This is a genomic window from Sanguibacter sp. Z1732, from assembly GCF_051020515.1.
Classification (GTDB): Bacteria; Actinomycetota; Actinomycetes; order Actinomycetales; family Beutenbergiaceae; genus CALKWS01.
In genome coordinates, this window is record NZ_CP194857.1 from 4,147,749 (window position 1) to 4,159,723 (window position 11,975).

The 11,975-nt window shown below is 70.7% G+C and carries 9 protein-coding genes and 2 pseudogenes; 3 read left to right on the forward strand and 8 right to left on the reverse strand.

Annotation, left to right across the window (positions count from 1 at the left end; translation table 11 throughout):
- Positions 1 to 16 precede the first annotated feature (16 nt).
- The 4 genes and pseudogenes from ACRRRO_RS21535 to ACRRRO_RS21550 form a co-directional block, all read right to left on the reverse strand.
- The gene (locus ACRRRO_RS21535; RefSeq protein ID WP_434081615.1) at positions 17 to 520 is read right to left on the reverse strand and encodes a PTS sugar transporter subunit IIA; all 504 of its coding nucleotides are present in this window, start codon (positions 518 to 520) and stop codon (positions 17 to 19) included.
- Positions 520 to 2,682, reverse strand: a complete 2,163-nt coding sequence (gene malQ / locus ACRRRO_RS21540; protein ID WP_434080825.1) for a 4-alpha-glucanotransferase — start codon at positions 2,680 to 2,682, stop codon at positions 520 to 522. Before malQ ends, ACRRRO_RS21535 begins: the two co-directional genes overlap by 1 nt.
- 108 nt (positions 2,683 to 2,790) lie before the next feature.
- Positions 2,791 to 3,696, reverse strand: a complete 906-nt coding sequence (locus ACRRRO_RS21545; RefSeq protein WP_424797699.1) for an acyltransferase domain-containing protein — start codon at positions 3,694 to 3,696, stop codon at positions 2,791 to 2,793.
- Positions 3,697 to 3,730: 34 nt separating this feature from the next.
- Positions 3,731 to 4,006 (reverse strand): annotated as a pseudogene (locus ACRRRO_RS21550) (glucose PTS transporter subunit EIIB); the annotation flags it as partial.
- A 256-nt stretch (positions 4,007 to 4,262) separates the two neighbouring features.
- Here ACRRRO_RS21550 and ptsP point away from each other — a divergent pair.
- The 3 genes from ptsP (at position 4,263) to ACRRRO_RS21565 (ending at position 7,192) form a co-directional block, all read left to right on the forward strand.
- Complete coding sequence (gene ptsP / locus ACRRRO_RS21555) at positions 4,263 to 5,795, forward strand: phosphoenolpyruvate--protein phosphotransferase (protein WP_434080826.1); 1,533 nt, start codon at positions 4,263 to 4,265, stop codon at positions 5,793 to 5,795.
- An 87-nt stretch (positions 5,796 to 5,882) separates the two neighbouring features.
- Positions 5,883 to 6,299 carry a globin gene (locus tag ACRRRO_RS21560; RefSeq protein ID WP_424788529.1) on the forward strand — a complete coding sequence of 139 codons (417 nt, stop codon included), beginning with the start codon at positions 5,883 to 5,885 and terminating at the stop codon, positions 6,297 to 6,299.
- On the forward strand, positions 6,299 to 7,192 hold the full coding sequence (locus tag ACRRRO_RS21565; RefSeq protein WP_424797701.1) for an acyl-CoA thioesterase: 894 nt from the start codon (positions 6,299 to 6,301) through the stop codon (positions 7,190 to 7,192). Before ACRRRO_RS21560 ends, ACRRRO_RS21565 begins: the two co-directional genes overlap by 1 nt.
- A gap of 23 nt (positions 7,193 to 7,215) precedes the next feature.
- Here ACRRRO_RS21565 and ACRRRO_RS21570 read toward each other — a convergent pair whose 3' ends face one another.
- From ACRRRO_RS21570 to ACRRRO_RS21585, 4 genes and pseudogenes are all read right to left on the reverse strand, one after another.
- Complete coding sequence (locus ACRRRO_RS21570) at positions 7,216 to 8,694, reverse strand: glycoside hydrolase family 3 N-terminal domain-containing protein (RefSeq protein WP_424797702.1); 1,479 nt, start codon at positions 8,692 to 8,694, stop codon at positions 7,216 to 7,218.
- A 167-nt stretch (positions 8,695 to 8,861) separates the two neighbouring features.
- The gene (locus ACRRRO_RS21575; protein ID WP_424797703.1) at positions 8,862 to 9,383 is read right to left on the reverse strand and encodes an acyl-CoA thioesterase; all 522 of its coding nucleotides are present in this window, start codon (positions 9,381 to 9,383) and stop codon (positions 8,862 to 8,864) included.
- 18 nt (positions 9,384 to 9,401) lie between these two features.
- Positions 9,402 to 11,083, reverse strand: a pseudogene (gene ettA, locus ACRRRO_RS21580) (energy-dependent translational throttle protein EttA).
- A gap of 159 nt (positions 11,084 to 11,242) precedes the next feature.
- Positions 11,243 to 11,824 (reverse strand): single-stranded DNA-binding protein, encoded by a 582-nt coding sequence (locus tag ACRRRO_RS21585; RefSeq protein WP_424797705.1) that lies wholly within the window; start codon positions 11,822 to 11,824, stop codon positions 11,243 to 11,245.
- Positions 11,825 to 11,975 lie beyond the last annotated feature (151 nt).

Genomic DNA, 11,975 nt, shown 5'->3' on the forward strand with positions numbered 1-11,975 from the left:
CCCCGTGGACGCCGGTTCAGGCCTGCGCCGGGGCGGTCCAGGACAACAGGGCCTGCCCGGCGCGCACCGAGGCGCCCGGGCGGGCCAGGACCGTCAGCTGCCCACTCGTGGCGCCCAGCACGATCACGGGGCTGATCAGGTCGAGCCCGGCGGCCAGCGCCGGCGCCGGATCCCAGTCGATCAGGTGGGCGCCACGGTGCACCTGCGCCCCGGCGCCGGTGTGCAGGGTGAACCCGGCGCCGTTCAGGCCCACGGTGTCCAGGCCCAGGTGCACCAGGACCCCTGCTCCTTCACCGGCGGCCGGCACTGCCACGGCCACGGCGTGCGGGTGCGCCTTCAGCAGTACTCCGGTCACCGGCGCCAGCACCTGCATGGTGTGCTGCCCGTCGGGCTCGATTGCCAACCCGGGTCCGACCATCTCCTGGGCGAACACCGGGTCGGGTACCTGTGCGAGGTCGCGCACCACCCCGCTGATCGGGGCCACCACGACCTCCCGGTTGTTCCCGGCGCCCACGCCCATCACGCCGGCCCGGTCGGCTCGCGCAACTGCTCGTCCAGGGCTGAGACCAGCGAGGCGAATCGGGCGTTGCCGGGCAGGTCCTCCACCAGCACGCACCGCCCCGCCCCATCGGCCAGGGGGATCTTCCAGTTCGGGTACTCGGTGTCGGTGCCCGGCTGGTTCTGTGCTCGCCGCTCCCCCACCGCGTCGGCCAGGGACACCCCGACCAGCATCGCCGGACTCGAGGCGACGTAGCGGTGCAGGGCTTCCACGCGTTCGCGTTCGGTGGGGTAATCGGGCAGCAGCCCGCGTTCGACGAGAGCCTGGTCCATCTGTGCCCGCTCGGCCCGGGCGGCCAGACGCACCTGCTCGACCGGTTCGGTGAGCAGGTCAAGGGACTCCCGCAGATCCACGTGCTCCTCGGCCAGATAGCCGGCGGTGGGTGGCAGATCGTGGGTGGTCACCGTGCCCAGCACGAGTCGGCGGTACCGCTCCGGGGCCAGCGGGGCGCCGTCGGCTTCCCGCTCGAACCACAGCACCGAGGTCCCCAGGATCCCCCGTTCGGTCAGGTAGGTCCGCACCCAGGGCTCCACCGTGCCCAGGTCCTCCCCGATCACCAACGCACCGGCCCGGTGGGCCTCCAGCGCCAGCACCCCCACCATCGCCTCGTGGTCGTAGGTGACGTAGGTGCCGGCCCCGGGGGGCTGGCCGGCCGGAATCCACCACAGCCGGAACATCCCGATGATGTGGTCCACCCCTAGGGCACCGGCGTGGCGCAGCACGGTACGGATCATGTCCCGTACCGGGGCGTAGCCTTGCTGTGCCAGGCGGTCCGGGCGCAGCGGGGGCTGGGACCAGTCCTGGCCCTGCTGGTTGTACATGTCCGGGGGTGCACCCACGCTGATCCCGGAGGCCAGCGCTCCGCGCAGCGACCAGGAATCGGCGCCCTCGGGGTGCACGCCCACCGCGAGGTCATGCATGATGCCGATGCTCATCCCGCGTGCCTTGGCCACCGCCTGGGCCCGGGACAGCTGGGCGTCGGCCACCCACTGCAACCAGACGTGGAAATCGATCCGCTCGGCCAGTTCCCGGCGCAGCCGGGCTAACCCGGCACGGGTGATGGCATCGTCCAGGGGCCAGTCCGCACCGGTGTAGGACTCCTTGACCGCGGACCACAGGGCGAAGTCCTCCAGGCCCTGTCCCTGCTCCCTGCGGAACGCCTCCAGGTCCCGCTGGCGCGAACGCGAGCGCCCGGCGGCGTAGATCGTCTCCAGCGCCGGCTTCTTCGCTTGCCACATCGCGTCGCGGTCGATCGGGCCGGGGTCGGTGTTCTGCTCCGACACTGCCTCCAGACCCCATTCCAGCAGGGTGCGCTGGGCGTTGGGCAGGTAGGCGGCCTCTCGGATGTCCTCGGGCCGGATGTAGATGGGATTGATGAACCGCCTGGTCGTGGGCAGGTAGGGCGAGGGTGTCAGCGGCGTCGATGGTTCGGCTGCGTGCAGGGGGTTGACCAGCACGAAGTCCGCGCCCAGTTCGGCGCCCAGGGATCCCAGTTCGGCAAGGTCGGCGAAGTCCCCCACACCCCAGGAGCGTTCCGATCGGACCGAGTACAGCTGGGCCATCAGCCCCCAGGCGCGGTCCGCGAACGCCGGCCGCAGCGGCGGGGACTGGAGCCGGGCCGGACTTACGGCCAGCACGCACTCCGCGCGAGTGCCGTCGTCGACCTCGGCCACGATCCGGTGCCAGCCCAGCGGCAGATCACCGGGCAGGACGAACGTGGCCTGACCGGTGAGGACCCCGTCCACATGCTCGGGCTCCACCCACTTGTCGATCTGTGCCAACTCCCGGTTTCCGCCGTCATCCTCCAGGTCCACATGCACGGCCACGGCGGCGCCGTGGCGCACGTGCACCGCGAACTCGCGCTCCTGGCCGGCCGCTGTCACGATGCTGGGCGGCAAGACCTGGCGCCACGGGGCCAGCCGGTGGGCCTCGAGCGCCTGCTGCACCTGTTCGGGAGTTTCGGCCGCCACGTCCAGGGCGGTCAGCACCTCGCGGATGGTCGCAGCCGTCACGTCGCGCCGGTTGCCGTGGAAGTCCCAGAACTGCACCGCCACGCCGTGCGCCTGCGCCAGTGCGCGCAGGGACTCATCGGGGGCGGTGGGATCCACCTGTGCTTCGTCCACGGTGCTCTTGGGTCTCCCGGCGTCTGGTCGGTCTACGGACAACTGATCGGCGGCCCAGGGCCGCCCACCTGCGATCTTGCCAGACGCGGCGGGGCGCGGTCAGATCGATCAGGCCGGCCGCTCGTCCAGATCGATCAGGCCGGTCCGGGCATACCAGTGCCCGCCGGCGTCCAGATGGTCCAGTACCGCCCGTTCCAGGCTGGTACGCCGGGGTAGCCCGCTCCGGTCGGGCTCCTGACCCGGGCGGGGCCGGTAGCCGAACACGAAGTACAGCACGGCCGCATCGGACTCACGGGCCTCCCCCACCAGGCGCCACCGCCGCCCGAAGTCGACGATGTTGGAGCCGGCGTCAAGCACCTCGGCAAGGTGGGGGTCGAGCAGCCAGGAGTCACAGTGCAGAGCGCGGGCGGGGGCGTCGGGAAAGTGGGTGGCGAAGAAGTCCCGGGCCCGGGCGAAGGAGTCATCCACCTCCTCCGCACGCAGCGGTCCGGTCTGTGGGATGTGGGTGGAGATGACGTGCCCGCCGCCATAGGGCAACAGGTTCACCTGCAACCGCCCGAGCCAGAACAGCGCCCCGGACCACGCAGCGGTCAGCCACTCCTGGTTGTCCAGGCCGAACTCGCCGAAGACCTGCCGGAACACCCAGATCTGCTGACCCAGATCGGCCAGTGCGGCGTAGGTGTACTCCGCGGCGATACCACGGTCTGCGTGGTACTGCCGCACCACCGGGACCCCGACCAACAGGGCCAGCATCGGGATCAGCCCGCGGGGCCGCCCCTGCAGGTCCGGCCAGGGAGCGAACACCCGATCCTCGGTGTACCCCCACTGGCCCAGCGTGCCACCGAGGGCGGTCGCGGCCTCGGCCACGGCCTGCAGATCGTCCTCGCCCAACGCCGCGACGTGCTGGACCACGGCGGCATGGTCCTCGGCCCGCAACCGCAGGCGGGTCAGCAGCGCGTCCAGAGGGCCCGCGCTCAGCGCAGCGCGCACCTGATCGGCCGTGAAAGTGGTCACGGTTGCAGACTTGGGTCGACGGATCCGGGGGTCTTCAGGTGCGCAGTTCGTCGATACTGCCGGCCAGGTCGTCCGCCTCGGGCCCGACCACCACCTGCACCACCCGCCCCGAACGCACCACACCGAAGGCCCCGCTCGTGCGAAGGTCCTCTTCCAGCACCAGTTCGGGGTCCTTGACTTCCACCCGCAGTCGGGTGATGCACGGTTCGAGATCCACGACGTTCTCGGTACCGCCCAGTGCCGCGAGGATGTCATCGGCCTTGCTCACGTTCGCTCCCAGGCTCAGTCGGTATGTGACGGGGGCGCTCGCGCGCTGTCTCCCGTGTGATGCATCCCACTCTACATGTGCTCATCCACTCGTGCCGCCGTGGACAATGGGACCACCGGCCGCTGTCCGCTGCGAAGGGTGCTGTGATGAACACCGATTCGGCCACCGCGAAACTGCGCGGTGTCGGGGTCAGTCCCGGGCGGGTGCACGCGCCCGTTGCGCGGATGGTCACCGGCCGTGAGGAGCCCTCCGCACTGCCGGTGCGGGTGGATGTGGACAAGGCCGCCGAGCGATCGCCGTGGCGGCCGCCGAGGTGGCCGAGGACCTGCGCGTTCGGGCCGACTCCTGCGAGCAGGCCCCGGCGCAGGAGTTGCTGCGCACCACCGCCCAGATCGCCCAGGATCCCACCCTGGTCAAAGAGGCCCAACGCTTGACTCGGCAGCAGCGGCTGACCCCCGAGCGCGCGGTCTGGGACTCCGCCGGCGCGGTCACCGAGCAGTTCGCCTCGCTGGGCGGGTACTTCGCCGAGCGGGTACCCGATGTATGCGATGTGCGTGACCGCATCATCGCCAAACTCACCGGCGATCCGATGCCGGGGGTGCCGCGCCGCCGGGAGCCGTTCGTGCTGGTGGCCACCGATCTGTCCCCGGCCGACACCGCCGCACTGGACCCCGCTAGCGTGCACGCGTTGCTCACCGCCGAGGGTGGGCCCACCTCCCACACCGCGATCCTGGCACGGGCGCTGGGCATCCCGGCCGTGGTGGGCCTGGACGAGCAGCTGGACCGCCTCACCGACGGTGACATGGTGCTGGTCGATGGCGGTTCCGGCCTGGTGTGCATCGACCCGGATGAGCAGACGGTCGCCCAGGCGTTGCGCCCGGTCACCCAGCGCCGGTACGAGGGCCACTGCGTAACAACGGACGGGCAGCGCATCGAGTTGCTGGCCAATATCGGCGACCCCGCCGCCGCCGCGGAGGCCGCCGAGGCCGGGGCCGAGGGGGTGGGCCTGTTCCGGACCGAGTTCTGCTTCCTGGAGCGCCAGGACGAACCGGACCACGACGAACAGGTGAGCGCCTACCGGCAGGTACTTGCCTCCTTCGCCGGCAAGAAGGTGGTGGTGCGCACCTTGGACGCCGGGGCGGACAAGTCGATGTTGTTCCTGAACCCCGAGGTGGAGACCAACCCCGCCCTGGGCGTGCGCGGGTACCGCACCGCCGCGGCCCACCCCGAGGTGCTCGACCGCCAGTTGGCCGCGATCGCCGAGGCGGCGCGGGCCGAGGACGCCCGGGTGTGGGTGATGGCGCCGATGATCTCGACCGTGGCCGAGGCCGAGGAGTTCGTGGCACGGGCCTCCGGCCACGGGCTGGAGACCGCCGGGGTGATGGTGGAGGTGCCCAGCGCCGCGCTGTTGGCCGGCCGGATCCTGGCCCGGGCGCACTTCGCCTCGATCGGCACCAACGATCTGACCCAGTACACCCTCGCCGCTGACCGGTTGTTGGGATCGCTGTCGAAGATGGCCAGCACGTGGGACCCGGCGGTGCTGGCGCTGGTGCACGCCACCTGCACCGGCGCCCAGGCGCAGGACCGGCCGGTGACCGTGTGCGGGGAGGCCGCGGCGGACCCGGCACTGGCCGCCGTGCTCGTGGGGCTGGGGGTGCGTAGCCTGTCGATGACGCCGCGGGCCCTGGGTGATGTGGCGGCGGTGCTGGGCGAGTTGTCGATGACGCAGTGCGCGCAGGTGGCCGCCCTGGCACTGGCGGCCGAGAGTGCCCAGGACGCGCGCCTGCGCATCCGCGAGCAACTGCCGGTGCTGGACGAACTGGGCCTGTGAGCCGATTACGCTGGTGCCGTGTCCGCCTCATCCCAGCCTTCCGATAAGCCCACACAACCGACGCCCGGTCAGCATCGGCAACTCGGTCTGACCCGCCGCGTGCGCGGTGCCGAGCGCGCCGACTCATTCTGGGCGGCGGTGGGCGGGGAGCCCACGTTCCGGGCGATCGTGAGCCGTTTCTACGAACTGGTCGCCACCGACGATCTGCTCCGTCCGATGTACCCCGAGGAGGATCTGGGTCCGGCCGAGGACCGGCTGCGTACCTTCCTGGAGCAGTACTGGGGAGGTCCGACGACGTACCAGCAGCAGCGCGGTCATCCTCGCCTGCGGATGCGCCACGCGGCCTTCCGGGTCACCCCCGCCGCCCGGGACCGGTGGTTGGCGCACATGCGGGTGGCCGTGCGGGAGGCGGACCTGAGCCCGATCCATGAGGCCACCCTGTGGGACTACCTGGAACGGGCCGCACACTTCATGATCAACAGCGCCGACGAGGACGAGGTCTGATGGGCGCAACGGGTCCGGGGCCAGCCTTCGCGGACGACGAGCCGGATCCCCTGGGCGCGCTGCTGACCTACCTGGAACTCTCCCCGGGTGCGCAGGCCGACACCTACACGGCTCGCTCGGTTCCGCAGGTGCACGGCAGGGTCTATGGCGGGCAGGTGCTGGCGCAGTCGATGATCGCGGCCGCGGCCACGACGGCCCCGGGCCGGCTACCGCATTCGGTGCACGGGTACTTCCTCCGCCCCGGGGACCTGGAGGAGCCGATCACCTTCACCGTGGAGCGGCTGCGTGATGGGCGTTCCTTCAGCGCCCGCCGGGTGCACGCGCTGCAGTTCGGTAAACCGATCCTGACCATGATGTCCTCCTTCCAGGAGGACCAGGAGGGCGTTGAGCACGCCGACCGGCCGCCGCGGGTGCCCGAACCGGAGGAGTTGCCCAGTTCGGTGGAGATGTTCCGCACCATCGAACATCCACTCGCCCAGTACTTCTATCGCAATTTCGCCTTCGACGTCCGCCACGTCGAGGGAGGGCTGTTCCTGGGAGAACCCACGCGCCCCGAGCCGGCCCAGCACCTGTGGATGCGCACTCGCGGCCCGGTGCCCGGGGACCAGATGCACCACCGGGCGGTGCTGGCCTACGCCTGTGACCAGATCATGCTCGAGCCGGTCCTACGCGCCCACAGCCTGCACTGGCGGGCCCGCGGGATCGCGGTGGCCAGCCTGGACCACGCGATGTGGTGGCACCGGGATGTCGACATGAACGACTGGCTGCTCTACGTCCAGGACTCCCCCTCCGCCCAGGGCGGCCGGGGCCTGGGAACTGCGCGGGTGTACAACCGGAACGGCCTGTTGGTGGCCACCATCGCTCAGGAGGGCATGGTCCGCGGCGGCGACTGAGCCCGCCGCCATGGGCTCGCGACTCAGCCGGCGGTCCGAGCCAGGATCTCGCGACCGTTCGCCACCGCCGATCCGTGGGCCAGCACCAGGTTGGGCGCCCGCGGTGCGGAGCCGGGTACCCCCAGGTGGATGACGACGGCGTGCGGCGCCCGCGCCAGGACCGGCGCCACCGCGTCGGCGGGCCCACGCGTGAGCAGCGCGACCCCCTTTCCCGGGTGGTCCGACAGCCAGGAGGGCAGCTCCGCCGCAGCCACCGGTACCAGGCCGGCTCGGGCGGTGAGCAGGTCCACGACCGCGCCCGCGCGCGGCCCGGCTGCGATATTGACCCCCGCACGCAAATCCACCAGCGCGTCATCGCGCGCCAGTCGCACCCGCCCGGTGGTACGCACCGCAGCGGCGGCCACCCGGGCCCCCACGTGTTCCAGGTCGGTCAGGGCGGTGAGCAGGTCCGGGGCCTCGGTCCGGGCCTGGCGGCTGCGGATGCCGGCGGCCAGGGCGCGGTTACGGGCCGCGCTACGCGCCAGTGCGGCGGCGTCCAGGCGGCCTTCCTGCACCGCGCGGCGGATCCCCGCGTACACCGTCTGGAACAACGCCGCGTCGTCACGATCCGGGGTTGACCCCAGGCAGAGCAGATCCGCGCCCCCCGCCAGCGCGCGAACAGCGGCGATGCCGACCAGTTCCGCCGCGGTGGTGCCGGGGCCGGCCCCGTCATCGGCGTGCAGGGCGGCCATGTCCAGGGCGTCGGTGACGATCGGGCCGTTGTGCCCGAGCCGGCGCAGCAGGGCGGCCACCTTCGGCTCCAGGGAGGCGGGCAGCTCACCCAGGGCCGGCACCACCAGGTGGCCGGTCATCACGGTGTCCAGTCCCGCGCTGATCGCTTCGGTGAACGGGGGCAGGTCCCGACCGCGCAGCAACTCCTCGCCCACCTCCAGCCTGGGTAGGGCGAGGTGGGAGTCGACGTCGGTGTCGCCGTGGCCGGGGAAGTGCTTGGCGCACGCCGCCACCCCGGCCTCCTGCAGACCGCGCACCGTGGCCACGCCGTGCCGGGCCACCAGGTACGGGTCGGGCCCGAACGAGCGCACTCCGATCACGGGGTTGGCCGGCTGCGAGGCCACATCGAGGACCGGCGTGAGCGGCAGGTCCACGCCCACGGCCCGCATCAGGTGGCCCTGAGCCACGGCCGCGCGGCGGGTCAGGGCGACGTCGTCGACTTCGCCGAGGGCACATGCCCCGGGCAGGAAGGACCCGGTGCCCATCTGCACGCGGGTGACATCCCCGCCCTCCTCATCGGAACTGATGATCAAGTCCGGGGCGCGATGGTGCAACTGGGCGGTGATCTCCGCGGTGTGCTCCGGGGAACCGGTGTTGTGTCCGAACAACAGCACGCCGGCCAGCCCCTGTTCGGCGGCTGCCCACAACCACGGCGGCGGTGTAGCGCCGTTGAACCCTGGCAGGAGCACCCCGTGGATGTCCCGGCACAACTTGTCACCCTCGGGGCTCACCGGAACGCGCTCACATGGGCACAGAAAACACAGGTCAAGATGAACCCCCCTGGGATCGACATTGATCCACCGAAGATACACCGGATCGCCCTCGCTGCCACCGAAGCGGCTGGGCCTGCTTCGAAGCGGCGGGCACCCCCGGCGTCAGGTCGGCAGTCGCGCCGGGTTCAGCGGCGCCGGAACGTCAGCGGCTCCTCCACCAGGATCTGTAGCGCGGAGCGTTCGTGCTCGGTAAGCCGGCGCGGGCGTCCGGTGGCGGCCTCGACCATCACCATCGAACTGGCGGCCCGGGCGCACAGCCCTCCGTTGGGTGCGTACACCTCATAGCAGACCTCCAGGCTGGCGCCCCCGATCCTGCCGATCCATAACTGCACGCTCACCGGCTCCTGGGAGTAGGTGAGCGGTGCCAGGTACTCGATCTCCTGGCGGGCCACCAGGGTGTGGCTGTCGGCGTGCACGCCTCCGGCCAGCACCTGCGCCGCTTTGCGGACGTCGCCCTCGGACTGCTCCGGACCCGCGGCACCGGAGGGGCCGGCGCCACCCGTCCCGGCCGCGGTGCCGGCACCACCGGAGCCGGTGCCGGTGTCCCAGAACGTGGCGACCCGGGCCTCCTCCAGCAAGGTCAGGATGGCGGCGTTGTTCACATGGCCGTACCCATCGATATCGCTCCAGCGAATCGGGACGGGCACCGTGATGCGTCCCACGGGTCAGTCGCGGGTGAGCTTGCGGTAGGTGACCCGGTGCGGGCGCGCGGCATCGGCTCCCAGGCGCTCGACCTTGTTCTCCTCGTAAGCGGCGAAGTTGCCCTCGAACCAGTACCAGTTCGCCGGGTTCTCCTCCGTGCCCTCCCAAGCGAGCATGTGGGTGGCCACCCGGTCCAGGAACCACCGATCGTGGGACACCACCACCGCGCAACCGGGGAAGTTCAGCAGCGCGTTCTCCAGGCTGCCGAGGGTTTCCACGTCCAGGTCGTTGGTCGGTTCGTCCAGCAGCAGCAGGTTGCCACCCTGCTTGAGCGTCAGGGCGAGGTTCAGCCGGTTGCGTTCGCCACCGGAGAGCACCCCGGCCGGCTTCTGCTGGTCGGCGCCCTTGAACCCGAACTGGGAGACGTAGGCCCGGGAGGGGATCTCCACCTTGCCGACCTCGATGAAGTCCAGGCCGTCGGAGACCACCTCCCACAGGGTCTTGTCCGGGTCGATCCCGCCGCGGGTCTGGTCGACGTAGGAGATCTTCACGCTGTCGCCGATCTTCAGGTCGCCACCATCGAGCGGTTCCATTCCCACGATCGTCTTGAACAGCGTCGTCTTACCCACACCGTTGGGACCGATCACACCCACGATGCCGTTCGGGGGCAGGTTGAAACTCAAGCCGTCGATGAGCACCCGGTCCCCGAAGCCCTTACGCAGGTTCTCCGCCTCGATCACCTGGGAGCCCAACCGCGGGCCGGGCGGGATCTGGATCTCCTCGAAGTCGAGCTTCCGGGTGCGCTCGGCCTCAGCGGCCATCTCCTCGTACCGGGCCAGCCGGGCCTTGGACTTGGCCTGGCGTCCCTTGGTGCCCTGGCGCACCCACTCCAGTTCACTGGCCAGGCGCTTGGCGAGTTTGGCGTCCTTCCTACCCTGGATGTTCAGCCGTTCCTGCTTCTTCTCCAGGTAGGTGGAGTAGTTGCCCTCGTACGGGTACAGCCGGCCGCGGTCGACCTCGGCGATCCACTCGGCCACGTGGTCCAGGAAGTACCGGTCGTGGGTGACGGCGATCACCGCGCCGGGATACTTGGCCAGGTGCTGCTCCATCCACAACACGCTCTCGGCGTCCAGGTGGTTGGTGGGCTCATCGAGCAGCAGCAGATCGGGCTTCTCCAGCAGCAACTTCGCCAGTGCGACCCGGCGCCGTTCACCACCGGAGAGGTTGGACACCGGCGCATCGCCCGGTGGGGTGCGCAAGGCGTCCATGGCCTGCTCGAGCTGGGAGTCCAGATCCCATGCGTCGGCGGCGTCGATGTCTCCCTGCAGGGTGCCCATCTCCGCCATCAGGGCATCGAAGTCGGCATCGGGTTCGGCCACAGTTCACCGATCTCGTTGAACCGATCCACCTTGCCCTTGATCCCGGCCACACCCTCCTCGACGTTGCCGAGCACGGTCTTGTCCTCGTTCAGGGGCGGCTCCTGCTCCAGGATGCCCACGGTGTAGCCGGGGCTCAGCCGGGCCTCCCCGTTGGACGGCGTGTCCAGACCGGCCATGATCTTCAGGATGGTGGACTTACCTGCGCCGTTGGGCCCGAGCATGCCGATCTTGGCCCCGGGCAGGAACGACATCGTCACGTCATCGAGGATGACCTTGTCCCCGTGCGCCTTGCGCGCGCGGACCATCGAGTAGATGTATTCGGCCACAGGTGAAGAACCTTTCGCAGAAGCGGCCCCCGGGCCTGCGCGGCAGGTGCGGGCCTGTTACCTGGTCTGATGCCGGGCAACGCACACTCTCGGCACGGCCCGGGCCAGCCCCAACTATAGGCGCCGTGACCACCAGTGCCTACCGGGGCCGCCCCTGCGTCACAGGCCGGCCACCATCCTGCCGGCGATCGAGGAGGTATCGGCCGGGTCCTGCGGGTCGCCGTCGGCGTCGGCATCGGGATCGAGGGCGGGGAGGGGGTTGCCGTCCTCGTCCACCTCGGCATACCCGGTCACGTCCGGAATCTGGTCCGAACCGTTGCCATCATGTTCCGTACCTGGTCCGGAGTCCTGGGCCGCACCGTCACCGGCTGCTTCCACCAGGCGTACCCGGGAGATGGTCACCGGGAACTTGTTCAGGTCCGGGCCGAACGCACGGGCGTTGATGACCGCCTTGCGGCCGGACTTCTCCCCGTCCTCCCAGCGCACGAACTCCACGGACCCGGTCACCACCACCGCATCGCCCTTGCTGATGCTGTCCTTGGCGTTCAGGGCCATCCTCCCGTGCATCCACACGTCGTACCAGGAGGTACGACCGTCCCGCCATTCGCCGGAGCCGCGGTCCCGGAACCGCGGGGTGGTGGCCACACTCAGCCGCAGCCGCGGGTCCCCGTTCGCCTCGGCCTCGAAGAAGGTCGGGGCGCCCCCGACGTTGCCGGTCACGGTGATCATCGTCTCTCGCATGATTGGTCCTTCCCTGCGGTCTGCGCCGCCGGTGTCGAGCTGCCGGGACTTCCGGCACCGACGACGATGCCGGTGACCACCGAAGGCCGCCGGGAAGAGCGGGCGGCCTGTGGACGGCGGCAACGTCACGCCCGCCCTGTGGATGGCCGGC

What these genes read in the sequence shown, in the direction of transcription:
- ACRRRO_RS21585 (WP_424797705.1), bottom strand. Translation starts at nt 11,824, where the DNA reads ATGCGAGAGACGATGATCACCGTGACCGGCAACGTCGGGGGCGCCCCG.
- ACRRRO_RS21535 (WP_434081615.1), bottom strand. Translation starts at nt 520, where the DNA reads ATGGGCGTGGGCGCCGGGAACAACCGGGAGGTCGTGGTGGCCCCGATC.
- ACRRRO_RS21565 (WP_424797701.1), top strand. Translation starts at nt 6,299, where the DNA reads ATGGGCGCAACGGGTCCGGGGCCAGCCTTCGCGGACGACGAGCCGGAT.